The following is an 18,072-nucleotide window of genomic DNA, read 5'->3' on the forward strand; positions in this document are numbered from 1 at the left end:
ACGTTTCCCCCCTACAGGTATATTATCAAAAATCAGTTTCATTTTACAAAGTACACTGCACGGTGTAGTATAATTAATGCAACATATCAAAACCACTGATCAAGGAGGATTTTATCCATGAAAACCATGCAGTCTTTTGTTGATGTTCTCATTGTCGGGGCCGGACCAACAGGGCTTACACTTGCCTGCGACCTTGCCCGTCGAAACGTCGACCATCGTATTATGGAACGAAGCGCCTTATATAACGCAGCGTCTCGCGCCAAAGCAATCCAGCCCCGCTCGCTTGAGGTCGTCGATAATTTGGAGGCCGTTCGTTACATTATGGACACAGGTGTCGTGGATTTGCCTGTTCGTTATTATACCGCAGATGGCAAGAGTGTGGACAAGCCGGCTATTACCGTTGCAGCCAGCGCCGAACTGGAGACACCCTATCGTGATCCGGTCTGGATTGCTCAATATGATGTGGAAAAAGCATTGCGCGACCGATATGCGGCGCTTGGCGGTCAAGTCGAGTTGGGCGTGGAAGCTGTAGGGCTTGAACAGGATTTGGATGGTGTGACGGTAACCGTGAACACACCGCAAGGAGAAGAGCAAATTCGCGCTCGTTATGTCGTCGGCGCTGACGGGGGCAAAAGCAATATCCGCAAGTTTATCCATTTGCCGCTGGTTGGAGAAACACACGAACATGAACGGTGGTATCTTGGCGATGTACGATTGGAAGGGCTGGATCGTGACCGTATCCATATCTGGACCTCTTCGGAGGGGATGGTCGGGGTGACACCGCTGCCTAAATCCGATATTTGGCAGCTGCAGGCTACAATTCCGGCAGACATCGAAGAACCAGAGCAGCCGTCGCTAGAGGTGTATCAAGCCATGTTTGACCGTCGCGCAGGAGCCGGACGTGCTCGGCTCACGGATGCCTCCTGGCTGTCCATCTACCGAGTCAACGTCCGTATGGTTGAATGTTACCGCAACGGCCGGGTTTTACTTGCCGGAGATGCCGCTCATGTTCATTCGCCGGCCGGCGGCCAAGGCATGAATACGGGGATGCAGGACGCATATAACCTCGGATGGAAGCTGGAAGCCGTCGTACGCGGAGCTGACACCGCTTTGCTCGACACGTACGATGAGGAGCGCCGCCCCGTAGCTCAAGCCGTGCTCGAGGACAGCACGAAAAAAATGGGAGGGGTCGTAGAGACGGCCACTGAACGCGGAGCGTTATCCCAATCCTTGAGCACCATATCCGACGATCTGACGAGCGGGCTGCTCATTTCCTATCGGTCAAGTTCTCTTACCCACCCGTCTGCTCGAACGAATGCTACCCGTTCGTTGCCCGGGGATCGTGCTCCTAATGCCGAGGGTCTGCAAGGTACAGGGTTTGCAGGAAGTGTATTTGACCTGTTGCGCGGCCCACACTGGACGCTTTTGGCTTTTGTAAACCGCACAGATCATCTTTCTTTGGAGAACTTCACCTACGACGGACTCCATGTGCATTCCATCCTGCCATCGCATGTGGAGGGTGCCGAAGGCATAATCGACACAGCAGGGAATGCCTATCGAATTTACGATGTGGCAAGCGAAGAACTCGTATTGATTCGTCCCGACGGTTACATCGCTCTGCGTACCTCCATTGATGATACCGCATCGATCTTGAATTACTTGAATTTCATTTATCGCGAAAACTGATTTTGAAAAGCCGTCGGTGATCTTTTACAACATCTCAGGTGACCGCCGGCACTTTTGATGAACTGAGTCTAAATTGATAATACGGGAAGGACTGTTTTTATGGAAGAAATTATTCGAACCGTTAACCTGACAAAGCAATACGGAAATAAAGTCATTGTAGATCGCGTTTCGATTTCCGTTAAAAAAGGAGAAATTTATGGATTCCTGGGATTGAATGGCGCAGGAAAAACGACAACCATTCGAGCTCTTCTCGGCATAAGTAAGCCTTCTTCCGGAGAAGTGTATTTGTTTGGTCAGCGCTGGGCGAATGGGAATCCCGATTTATCGAGACGAGTAGGTTATATGGTGGAAGTTCCTTATGCCTACCCTAACTTTACGGTTAGGGAAAACTTGAGTTTGATGGCCAGGTTGCGAGGATTACCGGTTCCGGGGGCAGTTAACGAAATTATGGAGCAATTGAATCTGAGCCAATATGCGGATAGTAAGGCAAGAGATTTGTCACTTGGTAACGCGCAGAAACTTGGATTGGCCAAAGCGTTAATTCATAAGCCGGACGTTCTGATTCTTGATGAGCCAACCAATGCGCTTGATCCAGCCGGAATTGTCGAGATAAGGGAGATGCTGAAAGCTCTAGCTTCTCAACAAGGGGTTACCGTGTTTATATCGAGCCATATCCTTGAGGAAATGTCCAAAATGGCTTCTCGAATCGGCATTATTCACAAAGGCGTATTGCTAGAAGAACTGACAACAAAAGACTTTGAAACCATCCGCCGAAAGCAGTTGATGATCGGTACGAAGGAGGCTCGAAAGGCTCAAGCTATTCTTTCAGACTCCGGGTATGCGGTACATTCGCCTTCGAATAACTGCCTTGCACTACCGGATGATCATGCCGTGAAGCATCCCGAACATATTGCTAGATTGCTTGCTCATCACGAATTGCCGCTCACCATGCTTAATATTGAAGAAGAGAATTTGGAACATTATTTTCTCAAAGCAATCGGAGCCCAGGAGGGAAAACGAAAATGAGACCATTGTTGACGGCCTGTAGCGTTGAAATTTACAAATTGCGTCGATCCTTTGTTTTATGGGGCACGCTTCTGTTTATATTGTTTGTCATCACGTTGTTCTTGGGACAGCCCGATTGGCCTTCTTTTTTTGAACGGACTGCGTTTTTGTATGCATCCGTGTTTGGGCTGCTGGGGTTTGGATTGGTGACAAGCTGGACATTTGGCCGCGAGTATTCTGATCGGACGCTTAAGGATTTGCTCGTTTTGCCTATATCGCGCGGTAAAATAGCGATTGCCAAATATGTCGCAATTATATTTTGGTGTTTTGTAATGATGTTGATCAGCTTTGTTTATGCCTTAGTGCTTGGTTTTGCTATTGGCCTTCCTGGCTTTTCGTTTGCAATTGTACAACATTATTTGTTCCTGATACTTATCATTGGTGCTCTCCACCTATTATTAAGTGCCCCTCTTGCCCTACTGGCCTGTATATCGCGCGGTTATCTGGTGCCGATCGGCTTTGCTTTTACAACTTTAATGCTGGCATTGGTATTCGGTCCCACTGCCATTGGCAAGTATCTGCCCTGGTCTGTACCTGCTTTACATTTGCAGGAAAACGGCGTCGCATCATTCCCCTTGGCAGATACCAGTTATTTTCTAGTATTTTTAATAGGACTGGCAGGCTTCATTGGGACGGTTAAATGGTTGCAAAACAGGGAGCAACGATGATTAACTAGAAAATACTTCTGAATAGAAATTTGGAAGGAGATTATTGTAGGAAAATCGGAAGCCGCGACAAGGTAGCTTGCAAGCAGGGCACGTCACCGGGTTCGAGGGGTGAAAAGCAAAGGAAGTCTCAATTTTACGAGTAGGCACGGGAGGATTGCCGAAGTCGACCTGATCTCCGATCCAGAACGCGTACGCCTGCTTGAACTGGCGGGTTGAGTAATTGAGCCTTAAACTCAGCGTCTTCGACGGTGTTAAAGACATAATTCCCCGAATAAAAGATAACAGTTATTAAAACCATAACATGCTCAAGCGGCACCCAAAGGGTGCCATTTTCTTTTAAATGTCCTTTTGTATCGCCTATTACATAATTACGTACGTATATTTTGTTCTCGTAAAGACCTTACCTTGGAAATGGACTGCATCTCTTATCCTTTGTACAGTGAAATATGACAGGAGATGGTAGTTCGTCTATGAGGCAAAGCCGGCATAGCTTGCGTAGCGAGCCAATTGATTATGGGCAGATTGAAGCTCCTTTTCCATCACTTCATTGCTCATGGAATAGAATGAGACCCGCGGACCCTCTGTGCTTTTGACCGTTTCTACAGCAACAACAACTTTCTTCTTCAGAGTGGATGCTTCTCTCAGCATGGCCTGCGCATTTTCCACAATTCCATTGCTGCCTATTGCATGATTCCGATAATTCATTATGACGAGGCAATCGAACTTCTCGAGCAGCCATGCGCTCATACTGTAATCCTTCCCCGGAACATTAATCGTATTCAGCCAATACGGAACATCGATAGCAATTTTCAAGCCGCTCCCTCTGGTTTCTTTCTCGATCAGTCTCAAATTGTCCATCCAGCTTTCAATAATCGCCTTGTTGTCCTTTGTCCATTCGCTTAGCGTATAAGGTTCAATATCGAAATGCAGTCCTGTAAAGCTTGCTTCCGGGCCAACAAAGGAATTGTAGGTTTTAACCCACGTGATGAATTTTCGAATATCCTCCTGCTTAGACTTATAGACCCATTCGGGACGCCCCTCAAGTGCTTCCACTTGAATTCCTTCGCTTTTGGCTTTTCGTATAAAACCTTCATATATCGCTGGATCGATATCTCTATTCACCTGAAGGTAAATAGATGTCACACCCTTCATTTTTGCGAAGCTTATAATTTTTTCTTGATCCTGTTTGATGATGTGACTGTCCCATATCCATGTTCCTTTCGGAACATTGGCCACGGAGGTCATAATGCTCACCAGATTGCGCGTGGGCTGCCAATCCACATTAGCATGCAGGGCTTCACTTATAAAACGCAACGGAACCATCGTGCGGCCGTTTTTGAGCACTGCCGACCCTTCAAAGTCTACTCTTTTACCGTTCACCAGTGCATGATGATCGCCAATCACCAAAATAACAGTGTCACGGTTAAGCGAGATCGTGATTTGTTTTAATTTTGAGTCCCATTTCGTAGCAGCTCCAAGCTTGTCGGATATAAAAGCAAGTGGAACCATCGTAAGGTTGGATCTCTGATCGACATATGGGTGCTCATCCGGGAATTGTACATCACGCCCATCCACGGATACTTGGACTTCAGAAGCGTAAATAGCGGGGGTAAACGCAGCTAAACTTAGCATGATAGCTAACGTGCATACTAGCAATTTTCTCATGGGTGATTTCCTATCTTTTTGAATTTGTTCTTTTTCTTACTGTGCACGCATTTGCACATAATGAGATTATAAGGTATGTAATAATTGGTAACAAGATCAACAGGCTCGATGAATTGCAGAATTTGATAAATAAAGGATGGTTTATACATAAATCTCGCTTATCGTAATTGATAATATCAATTTTCCCGGACCCAAAAGCGTAAGCCCGCGCCCATTACCAACGAAATACTTGTGATTGGCGACACGGTTACTGGGTAGACGGATCAGCTTGGGACACATCGGCACATGTTCTTGTCCTCTTCTTTTTTAGTCATGAAAAAATCCCCTTCATTCGTTAGGCAAGATTAAGTCCATCTTAACAGATGTCTTTTTTCTCTTGTCTACTGAAAGGGGATTTTTCCCAAAAAAGTGATCAAAGTCCGGCAAATTGTATATATTGGGCTACACTGCTTAATCATATCCGGTTTCGATAATTTTTTTTGAAAATGTCTGAGACAGCTCAAAAAACAAAAAGCTTCGTCAAAAGCCGAAGAAGATTTTTGACGGAAACTCACCGTGTCTAAGGCAAATACGTTCCTCTGAGCAGCTACACAGGTCATTTGCCCATGCGGAAAGTATCGGCGTAAGTTCGGAAACATCATCGGGATATACTCGATATAGACAGACGACCATACCTCGACATTAGTAAGCCTGACTCTACTGTATCCGAGAAAGAAGAATCTATGCCAAGCCTATCTGCGCCAAAACCGTTTTATCGTTGGTCAGGCAGACGTATTGCATTTGCTGAAGTTTGCGCTTGATCTAAAAATTCCTCTGCTTGGGTCAATTGCTGCCGGGCCCTCTTCAAAGCTTGTGAATTTGTTGCCGCATTAGATTCACTTATCGAGCTTATCGCCTGATTTAAAGCAGTTTGTGCCTCAGAAGCAGCGTTAGATGCATGCTGCTCCAGCGCATTACCGCTCGAATTAAGTGTACCTTCTGCCGGTTCTCTTGTAGTTTCGGTGCCTAGATCGATTTTGTTTTTATTGGGCACAGTGAGTCCTCCTCCCTTGAGCAAGATCATTCAGTTAAGTTAAACAGAATTAAGTATGAGGTTAAGAATTTGTTTATATTCCAGTGAACTGTATGGGAATATACGGATCTTACATCTCCGGCAATCCATTTTAGTATAAGATCCGATGCGTTGGAAAATCTAACGTTGATGAACAAGGGAGGTGATCATTTCTGAATGAATAATTCAACGCTAGCGCCGCACGAATCGATGGAACTGCATGAAGCGTTAAACTTTAAAACGCTCTGCCTCGCTAAGTCAAAACTTATGCAAGGCCTGGTCTTTGACGAAGAGCTAAAAGCCTTAATGCAGAAAGACGTAATTCAATCCATACAACAGATTGCCGAACTGCAAGCAATCTACGCAAGAGCTCCTTTCCAAGCGCCTGTCCCGAATAGTCCGACACCTATAACACATTAAGGGGAAATCAAATGAATACCGATTACTTAGACCCGATTAATTCATTAAATATGCCGGAAATGGCAGATATGACTTTTGCCATGGACTTCCTTCTTCGTGCCAAGGAGGGTGTGCGTAATTTGTCCATCGCCCTGACGGAAACGGCTTCACCGGATGTAAGAGCCCTCCTGCACAATCATCTTAAACAGGGGATTGCACTGCACCAAGAAATCACGGAGCTCATGATTCGCAAAAAATGGTTCCATCCTTACGAGCTGAACGAACAGTACCAACTCGACCAGCTTTCGGCAAACAATACGGTGATGATCGGGCAGATGAATTTGTTCCCGGATGATACGTCGCGTAAAGGGATGTTTGATCGGACCCCAGATGAACATATTGGAGGACACAAAGCATGAAGGCGGTAACGTATCAAGGGATTAAAAATGTCGTGGTCAAAGAGGTGCCGGATCCGAAGATTGAAAAACCGGACGATATGATCGTAAGAGTCACCAGTTCCGCCATTTGCGGTTCGGACCTTCACCTGATTCACGGGATGATCCCTAACCTTCAGGAAAACTATGTCATCGGGCATGAACCGATGGGGATTGTAGAAGAAGTAGGTCCTGGAGTGACCAAGGTAAAGAAAGGCGACCGGGTGATCATCCCTTTCAACATCGCATGCGGAGAATGCTTTTATTGTAAGAATCAGCTGGAAAGCCAATGCGACAATTCAAACGAACACGGGGATATGGGCGCCTATTTCGGTTACTCCGGAACGACCGGTGGTTACCCTGGTGGGCAAGCTGAGTATTTACGAGTTCCGTTTGCTAATTTCACCCACTTCAAGATTCCTGAAAACTGCGAGCAACCGGACGAAAAGCTAAGCTTGATCGCCGATGCCATGACGACGGCATTCTGGAGCGTAGATAACGCCGGCGTCAAGAATGGAGATACGGTTATCGTGCTCGGATGCGGTCCGGTCGGACTTCTGGCCCAGAAATTCTGCTGGCTAAAAGGAGCAAAACGGGTCATCGCCGTCGACTATGTCGATTACCGCTTACAGCATGCGAAGCGAACGAACCATGTGGAAATCGTGAACTTCGAACAGGATAAGAATATCGGCAACAATCTCAAGGAAATGACCAAAGGCGGCGCCGATGTCGTCATTGATGCGGTAGGCATGGACGGCAAGATGAGCGATCTTGAGTTTCTAGCTAGTGGTTTGAAACTGCAAGGCGGCACCATGAGCGCATTTATCATTGCATCTCAGGCTGTCCGCAAAGGCGGGACCATCCAAGTCACCGGTGTATACGGCGGACGCTATAACGGCTTCCCGCTCGGCGACATCATGCAGCGAAACGTGAATATCCGCTCCGGACAAGCTCCGGTCATTCACTACATGCCGTACATGTATGATTTGGTTACTTCTGGAAAAGTGGATCCAGGAGACATTGTTACGCACGTCATTCCGCTCAGCGAAGCAAAACGGGGCTATGAAGTGTTCGATACCAAAACGGATGATTGTATTAAAGTCATCTTAAAGCCTTAAATTATGGATAGATACACGGGAGGACAATCCGAATGAATTCCAATTATGCTTTGCATGAGATGCTTGAGGTACATGAAATAGCTGCGTTCAAGACGGTTTGCATGACTAAATCCAAGACCATGCAAGCTCTGGTAACCGACCCGGAGCTCATGCAAATTTTGCAACAAGACGTACAATTATCACAACAGCAGCTTCAGGAGCTTGGTGGAGTGCTGTCTAAAGCAACGGTATAGGAGATAAAAAATGAACCCAATATTAGAACACATGACAGGTCTTCATATGCTGACCGATGAAGTGATCGCAATGGATTTTTTGATGAACGCCAAGAGCGGAGTCAGGAACTACGCCATGGCCGTGACCGAATGTGCCACCCCCGAAATCAAGCAAATTTTGATGAAACAGCTCGAAGAAGCCATAGACTCCCATGAAAAGATAACAAACTACATGATGCAGCGGGGCCTATACCATCCCTACCAAATTCCAGAGCAAATTCAGCTTGATCAGAAAAACATTCAGACCGCCATGAACATTCTGTCCTGACACCGTAATTCGTCCAGGCAAAATGCATAAAACCACAATGGTTCACGGCCCTTTCCGCAAAACTGCGGAGGGGCTTTTGCTTCTAGGAAGCTACATTTTCCCGCCAAGTACACCATCGTCATCCGACCTCAAAAAGCCCTTAAATATTTGCTGCGCAACCCTTTTTCGGGGTCAGGTGGCCAGTTGCGGGAATACATTATAATTTTAACTGCAAAAAAGGCAGCTCCCTGATGAGGGATAGCTACCTTCGTTTAAGATTATTATGAAAAGGTAGGAGCAGGGAATTCATCAATTCTCATACGAAGTAAACTATATGGTTTTTCCCGCAGGTCTCTTCCATAATGAAATCTCGCCTGCCGATGTAATTGATTCACAATGACATATAAGTATTGATCGGGTCCAATCGAAAAAGTATCCGGCCATAAAATTCTAGGGTCATGTGCGACGGTTTCCATTGCGCCATTCGGCAATATCTTCCGGATACTGTTGTTTTCATAGTCTCCCGCATAAATCGTTCCTTTTGCGCCGGTGATCATTCCATCAGACGCACCTTTTTCTCCCCAATACTGCACATATTGGGATAAATTCATGTCCTGTATTCTTCTGTCTCTTAGGGCTTCTGTTGAGATGGAGAACAGTTGACGGCTGGTCAGCGGAGCATAAAATAAAACCTTTCCATCAGGAGATATCGCCAAACTATCGGAAGCCAATCTAAATGGGAAAGTCGAGCCGTCCGGGTTTCGATTCATCAAAATTTCACCTTCTACTTTCGGTAAAAAATAGGGATCAGGTGAAGTTGATTCTGCCCCATTTAGTCGTCTAAACGCGTTCCCATTGTCTAAATCTACGACGATAACAGCCCCTGGCCCTCTGGAAGAAGAATCCGTTATATATGCATATCCCCCGCTTCCAACCCGAAAATCCAAACGGACATCATTCAGATAAGTGGTTGGCAAGACAACATCTTCTGTAAAGGTGTATACTCTCCTTATTGTATTCGTGCTTAAATCAACAGCAACTAATTTTGCTCCCCCTTGAATAGGTTCAGAAAAATTTGGCGCCCCTGTATCTAGTACCCAAAGTGTTCCTCTTCCATCAGCAACGATACTTTGGACACTGACGAAAGACATTGTGATATTGCCGGTATTAACCATGTTGGTTTCTAAACTGGGATAAGGCTGCAATTCACCCTCAACAATTTCCGCCACAGTAAATGGAACGTCGTCTCCCCATTTCGGAAAGCAAACAAAAATACGACCGGTTTCGGAAACGCTGACACCTGTAGGCATAGCCCCATAAAAAGCATGCACCAGTTCAAACTGTCCAAAATATTTTTCCATAGGTAACATAGGTTGCATAATATCCTCCTCATCAAATCCGAACGGATATCAACTATATATGATGAAATTTTTTTGTAGTGCCTGGTTCTTGATAAATTTTCTATCTCATAATTAACGAGGATCAATTGTATCGTTTGGACCGCCAGTAAGGTAATGATCGTCGATAAGGATACCATCAACACATCTGGATATTTGACTATCCTGCCTATTAGTTGAACAAAAGTTGCTTATGGTACGGAAGCACAAAAAAGCGCATTCTCATTGTAATAGAGAATACGCTTGAACATGATGTCGGCTGATTCGTTACTCTTTAAAGGATTCGTGTGCAATTTCAGCAGCGAAATATTGTCTCATCCAGTCGCACACCTCCCATAAATTCGCCACAGGTTCATTGCTGAAAGGCAATGCGTGCAAATAATTTGGGGGGCCGAATTCGGTCGTAACCGACAAGCTCTCTGCTCCCTCTTTACTACGATGTTGATAAATTTCGCGCCAGCAACGGGTATGAGTTAAGAGTTCCTGCTGGTATTCGGGAGCTGCGGGATGCGGAACTTGCGGTCCTTGAGCATAGCCGACACGGGCATGAATTTGGACTGATCTCAAGATCGTGAGCTTTACGCTGTTGATCCTGCAGGCCGGGAAGGCCAGCTTCAACCCCATCGTATTCCGCCCCAGCGATTGGCTTGAAGCTTTCTTCCCAACTGCCGGTCATGCCCCACAAAGCCTTATATATCGCTACTTTCATTAGATCTTGGCCTCATAAAGCACAGGCCAGGATTCACCTGCGAATAGCTCTCCATCTTTACCTGCCATCATTTGCGCATTAAAATGGCCATCTCCTCTTGGATTGTAGGTGTATCTCGTCTCCCCCGTCATCAAATGCACAGCCATCGAGCGTCGAGCGCCTTCGGTTATGTTAGGGCCGCTGCCGTGAATGGTCAGTGCGTGGTGGAAGCTTACCTGACCGGCTTTCATCACCATCGGAACTGTAGTGAAGCTTTCATTTTCCGGAATATCCATCGTTTCCTGCTGCTTCTCCATGTTTTGCTCGAAGAAATCACTCACGTTCAGAAGCCCCCATTTATGACTTCGCGGCACCATTTGCATACACCCATTGGACAAGTCCACATCGGTGAATGCCACCCACGCAGTAATGAGCGACGGCTCCTTACAGCATTGCCAATACGAATAATCTTGGTGCCATCCCACATTAGCCGTTTCTTTACCATTACCTCTGCCCGGTTTATAAAGCAGTTGGTCGTGAAACAGCCGAATCGCATCGGCATGCATCAGTTTAGCGGCAATGGCTCCGATGGTAGGGTCGGTCGCAACCTGACGAAGCGTCCTGTCGGACCAATGAGAGTTATCCGTTTTTCGCAATGCTTTCGGGTTATGCTGACCTTCCAACCAATTGCATACCGGTTCTCTCCCCGTCTCGTATTCACCTTTGTACATCTTGTCTTGATGTTCCTTAATCTGAGCAAGCTCTTCCGCCGAGAAGATGACCGGAGACATCCAATAACCATTCTCGTCAAAAAAAGCAACATCCCGCTCCGATGGAAGACAATTCACACGTACATCATGATGATTTACCATCTGTCAACACCTCATCCTAACTTTTTTTGAATCTGCTGTAATTATACTTGTGATACTGCGGAATGTATTTTTAAATAAATGCTTTAAATTTAAACATTTTCACCACACTGCGCAGGATGGACCGGTCAACGAGAGGTATTGTGATTCCGGAACTCGAGGGGGGATTTTCCACTGTGCCGCTTAAAGAATATGCTGAACGTATGGATCGATGTGAAATGCAGCTTCACGGCGATGGAACTTACCGATTCACCGGTTTCAAGCAGCAAGTGCTTCGCCTTGTCCAAACAGAGTGAACGAATATACTCCCCGATGGTTACCCCCAAATGCTCTTTAAATTCCCGGGCCAGATGGGAACGACTGATATGGAACTGATGCGCAAGGTCATTGATTGTAAGGTCGGCACGAATTTCGGCATGCAAGTAATTTAAAATTTCGATAATGTCCGAAGGCAGTTTTTTCGCTCCATGATTTCTTTCTTGCGATGAGGCCTTATAGATTCGTGCTATGGAGACAAGCAATTGGATAAACAATCCTTGTACCATTGGTTTACTTAAAAAGATTTTCATGCGCAGTTCTTCAAAAATGTTATCGAATATGCTTTTTATGAGACCATTTTCGTCCTTCTCCACCCGATTAAAACCGATTTTGTAATATTCCACTTCCAAGCTTCTCATCTGCTCGAGATTAAAGCCAAGGTAATACAACCTAAACGGCAAGTCTCCAGCGGCAGCTCCCTGATGACTTTCGCCTGGTTTCGTTATAAAAAGATCTCCCTGACTAACGGTGTAGTAAGATCCGTCAATCGTAAACCACCCTTGCCCACTTTCCACATAACACAGTTCAAAATGTTCATGATGGTGACCGGGCACATGCCATGTTTCGTATAAAACGACACCGATATAAGATAAATTTTCAAATTCGGTCTCGTAAGGAAGCTCGAAACGAATTTCTTTGTCTGATTCAAGCAAACGTGAATCCTTTGGTGTGTTATATTTGGCGGAACGTTTCTTCTCCATCTGGCCACCTCCCTTCTTCAAGAATATACATAAGATTCAAGTACAACAAGGGTTATCAAGACTCCAAAGCGAATGGTCGTCACACCTTGAGCCCGGTAACACTACCCCATCGAGAAGAGTCATAGGCGATTATCGCAGGCCGATTCCATCCATCAGACTTCTTATTTGCCCTGTCTTCTCTCCACATCCTTGGCATTAATCATACCCCCTAACCAGTTTCTCCTGCGCGGCAGCAACTTTGCAGGACCATTCCAACTGGTCGTCCGTAGGCTTCCGGGCTCCGGGCGATGGGATCACTGGGAGAATCGCCGCTGATCCGAAACATTTCATGCACTTCCTCCAACTTATTTGGGGTGGCTTAAACTGATTGTTCCCAGCAGCTCTGTGATAATGTGCGACAACGATATCAAAAAACACGTATAATACAAAATCATGGTTAGAATAACAAGCTGATTAGATATTTATCATATCGGTAATCGGACCAAGTTCATGTCCATTACGGTAATAGGTACAAGTTCTTGTCCTCGACTCGGGACAAGAACTTGTACCTATAAAACAAAAAAGTCGCTAAATAAGCGACTTTCTTTGGGACCTTGTTCTTGTCTCTCGACAGAACTTGATAACATTCTCCCACCCATACAATACTTGAGAGAGATCTCGAATGGTAACAATTAACCCCCGTCTGGCATTTCATGTTGAACGTCCTCTTTTGTCGGTGGAAACAATGAAGCTTTAGGCGGAGTTTCAATACTTTCGACAGCGTTTTACGTTCAGGAGTCATAACGATCGAGTTTCCAAATAACCTAGGTACCTTCAATGCGATTCCGTCTATCCCGCTTAGGATTCTCCGAATCGCTTAGCGGCTCGTTCCCGGGCCCGAGCGATCTCGACCTCTCGATTGCGGGGTTCGGCTTGAGTCACCAGAGAATCCAGCAGCTGCCGTGCAACGGCGGTAAACTCTTGCACCGCTTGGTTAAACGCCGCTTCGTTCGCTTTGGAAGGACGGTTAAACCCCGAGAGCTTCCTTGCGAATTGCAGCGCTGCAGCCTGAATTTCTTCATCCGTCGCAGGCGGGTCGAAATTGAATAAGGTCTTGATATTTCGGCACATGGCATTTTAAACCCCTTTCTTGAAATGAACGCACTTTGTTGTATCCAGCATAACATAGTTTGTTCATTCAAGTAGTTCTTCAACTTCTCATCCCTCCGTTTACGAAGTTCTATTCTGTATCGTCGAAAAAGCACACCCCGGGCGCGTTACCGCGCTAATCGGAATGTGCTTAAATCAATTGTTCCCGCTTCTACTGCTGCTGCCCCTCGATTAATTGAAGAACGCGATACAAGAACATCGCCGCTTCAGCCCTGCTGGTCGTACTCTTCGGCTTCATGTAGCCGTTAGAGCCCGTAACCAGCCCATACTCGAACATCGTTGCCACGCTGTCCGCAGCATATGGCGCAATCTGGCTCGCATCACGGAAGCCCTCAAGCGTTGAACCGGATGCGGACGGCTTTATTGCCCCCGTCGTTTGCAGCGCTCGGGTCAGCATAACCATAGCATCCTGGCGGCTGATTGAATCACGAGGAGCGAAGTTAACTTCGTTCACTCCCGAAGCGATTCCCAATTGCTTGGCGATGGAGACCGCATCATAGTAATAATCATTCGGTTTCACATCGGCGAACGTCGAGGCGATTTCGGCACGCAGGTCAAGCATGTTCACCAGCATCAAGATAAAATCAGCTCGCGTTACCTGATTTGCGGGGCTGAACTTGCCTTTTTCGATCGAGGTGCCTTTGACGATGCCTCTTTCCGCCAGCTTCTCGATCGCCTCGCGCGCCCATTCATGCTTGCCAAGGTCGCTAAATGCAGCCGGATTCTTGCCGCCGATAGCATAGACGCCGACATGGTCGATGGAGAATCGCAGCATATCCTTGTCTTTGTCATAAGACGCGCCATTAATTGCCGCCGCGCTGTCGCCCATCAGCTCGAAAGCTTGCAGATCAACAGCTTGCTCTCCTGCTTGAAGCGAATACGGAATGGCAATCGAAATCGATGCCTTCGCATTTTTCCAAGACAGAGCTTCACCGTCCAGTAGCAATGCAACCTCTACGATTGGCCTGTTGCCGATCCGCCCGGCCGCTTCGTTACTGCGATACTCGCCCGCATAATCGCTTACGATTACGAGCAGCTTTCCAGCGTTCTCCTTGACTCCTGCCAGCATGTCACCAGTCAAAACAAGCTGAGCGTACGGCGTGGAGATATACAGAATCAGATTAGGCTGGTTCGTCAGATTAGCCGCCGGAAGCTCCAAAGCATAGCTCCCAGCCGCGTTCGACGACTTCAATTCAACATGAACATGTTTATTACCTTTGCTGTCGGCCACTGCCCTCTGAATGGCGGCATTCAGATCCGACGCCCCGACCGCAGCGGCAGCCTGCTGGCCGTTCATCGTCGGGACAAGCACGGCTTTGACTGAACCGTCCGCTTGCAAGGTATACGGATCTTGCGCCTGACCGCCTCCGCCGCTGCCTCCACTGCTACCTCCACTGCTGCCACCACCATTGCTTCCACCGCCGCCTCCATTGCCTCCACCACTCGTAGGCGCCTTGCGGTATTCGAAGGTTACCAGCTCGGGAATCGTCATGTCATCCGTTTCAAGCTCGACCGTATACTTCCCTTGCTCTTCTCCGGTCAACGTAAAGGCGATGCGGAAGCTTCCGTCATCCTCAGTGCCCGTCTGACCGGTATATTGAATGTTGCCTTTTGGGTCAAGCACTTTCACATACAAATGTTCTTTCTTGCCATTCATGACCAGACCGTCAATCGTGACTTTCTTCGTGGAAGCGTCCACAGCGGCTTGTATGCTGTCCAACGTCTTTAGTTCTTGCTGCGGAGCAAGATCGTACACGCCGAATTCATAGAAGGAATAACCGTAAAACGTTGCCCGATTCAATCCCTCGAACTTGATGTATCTTGCCGTCGTTGCCGGGAAAACCAGGGTGTTCTTGCCGTCGGCAGCTTTAACCACGCCATTGTTGCCGACTTTCAAGGGCTCCCACGTTTGCTTATCATCCGAGACGCTCAGACGGTATTGGTCCGCGCGCGCATATTCCCAATCGATGCGGATCGTGTCGAAGGTTTGCTGGCTGTCCAGATCAACCTGGAACCAAGACGTATCGCGAACTTCGCTTGCCCAACGCGTGGCCGGTGCGCCGTCGAGCGCCTTCGCAGGCTCCAGACCTGCGGCTTCCGTCGAGGATGCCTCTGCTTCTTTATCTTGTGCGATGCTGCCAGCCTCGTAATACACGCCTTCCTTCAGCGCCGTATAAGCGCCTTCCGTTACAAACTCAAGGCCTTTAGCTTCTTCCAGCTTCGCATTGAATGCCAGCAAATAGTCCCTGGCTTGCTCAGGGTTGCTCTCTTGCGTACGCTCCATCATGATCAAGGCGTTGCGCATAGCGCGTACCGTATCGGTATTGCTAAGCTGCTTGTTGTCCGCGTACTTATCAACAAGAGCCAATAGGCCTTCAGCGCCCAAACGAGCTTCTATTACGAATTTAACCGTCTTGGATTTGGCAGCCGCCACCGTCAGCTCCAGCACATGTTTGCCCGGCTTACCCGTCAGATCTACAACAGTTCCTTCCGTATAAGGCTTGCCGTCATACTTGGCCGTAACTTTAACAATCCCGCTCCCGTCGTCTCCCGGAATGGTCCAGGTGAATGCGGCCTGTGTCGTATCAGGCACGATCGTATGCTCCGAGATCGGCTGCCCGTTCATGAGCGCTACAACATCAGGCGGAGCAGCGTCTTGCTTCTGATAAGTGCCTTTAGAGAATTGGTATAGCCAATCGTAAAGCACTCGGGTAGCAGGGTCTGTGCTTTTCGCCGCGTTGTATACAGCGTTGTTGCCTTGATAGTAAGCTTTATATCCATGCTGCATCAGACCGGTATCCACGCCGCTGTTCAAGTACTCGATGAACCGCTCGCGGAAGACGGCGTCGTTGATCATCCGGTCGTCGAATTCCAGCTCCAGCGACATGCCGTACCGCTTCGCCATATCCGCTGTATCCTCCAGACGCGAAGGGTCCAGTTTCTCGAAGAAATAGTTCGGCTGCAGAGATACGGCATCAATGCCGACATCCTTCCACATGAATGCCTTATAGGCCATAAAATGAGGAATCCAGAACAGCTTCAGGCCTGCGTTATGAACGATGTCGCTCGCTCTCTTGACCATCTCCGGCCCGGTCGCATGCGTGCTGATTTGTTCCTCCAGCCAATACATGCCGACGAGCTCCAGGTTCGAGTAACCCGCAGCCGTCCATCTGGCTTGCACTTCATCGACCCACCACTGAATCGCTTTGGCCCTGTTATCCAGCGATGCGGCATCGCCGACCGCACCTACATCGAAGTTCAGATCCTCGCCGTCAATGCTGCCGAAGTCGGACTGATACTCGCCCGGTTCTGGAATCATCAGAACAACCTTCGTCTTATGGTCGGGCTCGCCAAGCTTCACGCCTGCCCAGGCCGTCGCCTCGTTCAACGCGCTCATATCGCCGCCAGCGTTAAACGTTTTATCCAAATACCATTCCCATTCCTGTTTTCTGGCTTTTCCGGCCGCTTCTGCCGCTCCGAAGCCTCTGCCGTTATCCGATGTCAAGCCCAGATACAATACGCCGTCGAACAGCCAATCGACAGGCTCTCCCTGCTCGTACACATAACTGATATTAGGGATAGCCCGTTCCTTCGTCCAATTTCCTGTGCCGTCCGCGTAGTGTCCGTTATACAGCAAGCCCAGGTTTTGAATCCCGCCAGTAGCATCTCCAGGCTGCAGGAGGGCGTACGGCTCAGGCTGTACCGGCTGCGCTCCGGCGATCAAGCCATCCGCACCGGTAATCGTCACCTCGTCGATCATGCTCCATGCCCTCGGATGCATGGAGAACACTACTTTCACATAACGAGCATATACGAGACCTTCGGTATAATCGCCACGCTTGACTGCTCCAGTTTCAGGGCTGCCGTCCCATGCAAATGTCTCGATGTTGGTCTGGTCGCCCCATAACAACTGAGTTGCATTATGAGACAATACGCCCCAGCTCACCCCATCGTCCGACGCGTAGAACGAAACGGTGAGCGGCACAAGCGTTTCGTTGTTCGGCCAATCGTGCAGGAAACGCGTGCTCACCTCCTGAACCGTCTTTTGCTCGCCTAGATCAAATACAACCGAACGGGATTTCTTGTGGCGGTGGCCCACCCAGTTGCCGCTGTCACGCGAGGGGTCGGCGGCATTGCCGTCCGTCAGCTTCGTCCCGTCATCCGGGAAAGCACCCTCCGACTGTTCCGACCATGTGTACGGTTTCCCTTGGGCCAGATTATAAAAGCCGGCGCTTTCTATGCTCGCCTCCTCCGCATACACGGAGGAGATTAATGATAACAGCATGACCGGGACAAGCAGCATAGCAGTCAAACTTCGTCTAGTTTTCACCTAATCTCACGCTCT

17 protein-coding genes are annotated in these 18,072 nt (G+C 47.9%); 8 read left to right on the plus strand and 9 right to left on the minus strand.

Annotation, left to right across the window (positions count from 1 at the left end):
- Positions 1-117 precede the first annotated feature (117 nt).
- The 3 genes from P0X86_RS16145 (at position 118) to P0X86_RS16155 (ending at position 3,419) form a co-directional block, all read left to right on the plus strand.
- A complete protein-coding gene (locus tag P0X86_RS16145; RefSeq protein ID WP_277745842.1) occupies positions 118-1,686 on the plus strand; it encodes an FAD-dependent monooxygenase in 1,569 nt (522 codons plus the stop codon).
- A 99-nt stretch (positions 1,687-1,785) separates the two neighbouring features.
- On the plus strand, positions 1,786-2,712 hold the full coding sequence (locus P0X86_RS16150; protein ID WP_277745843.1) for an ABC transporter ATP-binding protein: 927 nt from the start codon (positions 1,786-1,788) through the stop codon (positions 2,710-2,712).
- The gene (locus P0X86_RS16155) at positions 2,709-3,419 is read left to right on the plus strand and encodes an ABC transporter permease (protein ID WP_096773753.1); all 711 of its coding nucleotides are present in this window, start codon (positions 2,709-2,711) and stop codon (positions 3,417-3,419) included. Before P0X86_RS16150 ends, P0X86_RS16155 begins: the two co-directional genes overlap by 4 nt.
- Positions 3,420-3,887: 468 nt before the next feature.
- Here P0X86_RS16155 and P0X86_RS16160 read toward each other — a convergent pair whose 3' ends face one another.
- On the minus strand, positions 3,888-5,084 hold the full coding sequence (locus tag P0X86_RS16160; RefSeq protein WP_277745844.1) for a copper amine oxidase N-terminal domain-containing protein: 1,197 nt from the start codon (positions 5,082-5,084) through the stop codon (positions 3,888-3,890).
- A gap of 751 nt (positions 5,085-5,835) precedes the next feature.
- Entirely contained in the window at positions 5,836-6,117 is a 282-nt protein-coding gene (locus P0X86_RS16165) for a hypothetical protein (protein ID WP_277745845.1), read from the minus strand.
- Between the two features lie 195 nt (positions 6,118-6,312).
- Here P0X86_RS16165 and P0X86_RS16170 point away from each other — a divergent pair, with 195 nt between their 5' ends.
- Genes P0X86_RS16170 through P0X86_RS16190 form a run of 5 tightly spaced genes read left to right on the plus strand, consistent with a single transcriptional unit; the run spans position 6,313 to position 8,626 of the window.
- Positions 6,313-6,555 (plus strand): spore gernimation protein GerQ, encoded by a 243-nt coding sequence (locus tag P0X86_RS16170; RefSeq protein WP_277745846.1) that lies wholly within the window; start codon positions 6,313-6,315, stop codon positions 6,553-6,555.
- Between the two features lie 11 nt (positions 6,556-6,566).
- Entirely contained in the window at positions 6,567-6,953 is a 387-nt protein-coding gene (locus P0X86_RS16175) for a spore coat protein (protein WP_090914259.1), read from the plus strand.
- Positions 6,950-8,086: a zinc-dependent alcohol dehydrogenase gene (locus P0X86_RS16180; protein WP_096773758.1), complete on the plus strand. Its 1,137-nt coding sequence runs from the start codon at positions 6,950-6,952 to the stop codon at positions 8,084-8,086. Before P0X86_RS16175 ends, P0X86_RS16180 begins: the two co-directional genes overlap by 4 nt.
- Positions 8,087-8,118: 32 nt before the next feature.
- A complete protein-coding gene (locus P0X86_RS16185) occupies positions 8,119-8,319 on the plus strand; it encodes a hypothetical protein (protein ID WP_096773759.1) in 201 nt (66 codons plus the stop codon).
- 10 nt (positions 8,320-8,329) lie between these two features.
- Entirely contained in the window at positions 8,330-8,626 is a 297-nt protein-coding gene (locus tag P0X86_RS16190) for a spore coat protein (RefSeq protein WP_096773760.1), read from the plus strand.
- 260 nt (positions 8,627-8,886) lie between these two features.
- Here the strand turns inward: P0X86_RS16190 and P0X86_RS16195 are convergent, their stop codons facing one another.
- From P0X86_RS16195 to P0X86_RS16225, 7 genes are all read right to left on the minus strand, one after another.
- Positions 8,887-9,984, minus strand: a complete 1,098-nt coding sequence (locus P0X86_RS16195) for an L-dopachrome tautomerase-related protein (RefSeq protein WP_277745847.1) — start codon at positions 9,982-9,984, stop codon at positions 8,887-8,889.
- A 285-nt stretch (positions 9,985-10,269) separates the two neighbouring features.
- Positions 10,270-10,626 (minus strand): hypothetical protein, encoded by a 357-nt coding sequence (locus tag P0X86_RS16200; RefSeq protein ID WP_277745848.1) that lies wholly within the window; start codon positions 10,624-10,626, stop codon positions 10,270-10,272.
- 84 nt (positions 10,627-10,710) lie between these two features.
- Positions 10,711-11,562, minus strand: coding sequence for a phytanoyl-CoA dioxygenase family protein (locus P0X86_RS16205; RefSeq protein WP_277745849.1), 852 nt, complete (start codon positions 11,560-11,562; stop codon positions 10,711-10,713).
- A gap of 125 nt (positions 11,563-11,687) precedes the next feature.
- The gene (locus P0X86_RS16210) at positions 11,688-12,578 is read right to left on the minus strand and encodes an AraC family transcriptional regulator (protein ID WP_192571868.1); all 891 of its coding nucleotides are present in this window, start codon (positions 12,576-12,578) and stop codon (positions 11,688-11,690) included.
- 195 nt (positions 12,579-12,773) lie between these two features.
- Positions 12,774-12,908, minus strand: a complete 135-nt coding sequence (locus tag P0X86_RS16215; RefSeq protein ID WP_277745850.1) for a hypothetical protein — start codon at positions 12,906-12,908, stop codon at positions 12,774-12,776.
- Between the two features lie 507 nt (positions 12,909-13,415).
- Positions 13,416-13,688 carry a DUF2277 domain-containing protein gene (locus P0X86_RS16220; RefSeq protein ID WP_192571867.1) on the minus strand — a complete coding sequence of 91 codons (273 nt, stop codon included), beginning with the start codon at positions 13,686-13,688 and terminating at the stop codon, positions 13,416-13,418.
- A gap of 190 nt (positions 13,689-13,878) precedes the next feature.
- Positions 13,879-18,057, minus strand: a complete 4,179-nt coding sequence (locus P0X86_RS16225) for a DUF4855 domain-containing protein (protein ID WP_277745851.1) — start codon at positions 18,055-18,057, stop codon at positions 13,879-13,881.
- Between the last annotated feature and the right edge of the window lie 15 nt (positions 18,058-18,072).

Origin of the sequence: Paenibacillus sp. BR1-192 (genome assembly GCF_029542445.1) — a bacterium.
GTDB classification, from domain to species: Bacteria; Bacillota; Bacilli; order Paenibacillales; family Paenibacillaceae; genus Paenibacillus_AQ; species Paenibacillus_AQ lautus_A.

What these genes read in the sequence shown, in the direction of transcription:
- P0X86_RS16145 (WP_277745842.1), top strand. Translation starts at nt 118, where the DNA reads ATGAAAACCATGCAGTCTTTTGTTGATGTTCTCATTGTCGGGGCCGGA.
- P0X86_RS16150 (WP_277745843.1), top strand. Translation starts at nt 1,786, where the DNA reads ATGGAAGAAATTATTCGAACCGTTAACCTGACAAAGCAATACGGAAAT.
- P0X86_RS16155 (WP_096773753.1), top strand. Translation starts at nt 2,709, where the DNA reads ATGAGACCATTGTTGACGGCCTGTAGCGTTGAAATTTACAAATTGCGT.
- P0X86_RS16160 (WP_277745844.1), bottom strand. Translation starts at nt 5,084, where the DNA reads ATGAGAAAATTGCTAGTATGCACGTTAGCTATCATGCTAAGTTTAGCT.
- P0X86_RS16170 (WP_277745846.1), top strand. Translation starts at nt 6,313, where the DNA reads ATGAATAATTCAACGCTAGCGCCGCACGAATCGATGGAACTGCATGAA.
- P0X86_RS16175 (WP_090914259.1), top strand. Translation starts at nt 6,567, where the DNA reads ATGAATACCGATTACTTAGACCCGATTAATTCATTAAATATGCCGGAA.
- P0X86_RS16180 (WP_096773758.1), top strand. Translation starts at nt 6,950, where the DNA reads ATGAAGGCGGTAACGTATCAAGGGATTAAAAATGTCGTGGTCAAAGAG.
- P0X86_RS16185 (WP_096773759.1), top strand. Translation starts at nt 8,119, where the DNA reads ATGAATTCCAATTATGCTTTGCATGAGATGCTTGAGGTACATGAAATA.
- P0X86_RS16190 (WP_096773760.1), top strand. Translation starts at nt 8,330, where the DNA reads ATGAACCCAATATTAGAACACATGACAGGTCTTCATATGCTGACCGAT.
- P0X86_RS16195 (WP_277745847.1), bottom strand. Translation starts at nt 9,984, where the DNA reads ATGCAACCTATGTTACCTATGGAAAAATATTTTGGACAGTTTGAACTG.
- P0X86_RS16200 (WP_277745848.1), bottom strand. Translation starts at nt 10,626, where the DNA reads ATGGGGTTGAAGCTGGCCTTCCCGGCCTGCAGGATCAACAGCGTAAAG.
- P0X86_RS16205 (WP_277745849.1), bottom strand. Translation starts at nt 11,562, where the DNA reads ATGGTAAATCATCATGATGTACGTGTGAATTGTCTTCCATCGGAGCGG.
- P0X86_RS16210 (WP_192571868.1), bottom strand. Translation starts at nt 12,578, where the DNA reads ATGGAGAAGAAACGTTCCGCCAAATATAACACACCAAAGGATTCACGT.
- P0X86_RS16215 (WP_277745850.1), bottom strand. Translation starts at nt 12,908, where the DNA reads ATGAAATGTTTCGGATCAGCGGCGATTCTCCCAGTGATCCCATCGCCC.
- P0X86_RS16220 (WP_192571867.1), bottom strand. Translation starts at nt 13,688, where the DNA reads ATGTGCCGAAATATCAAGACCTTATTCAATTTCGACCCGCCTGCGACG.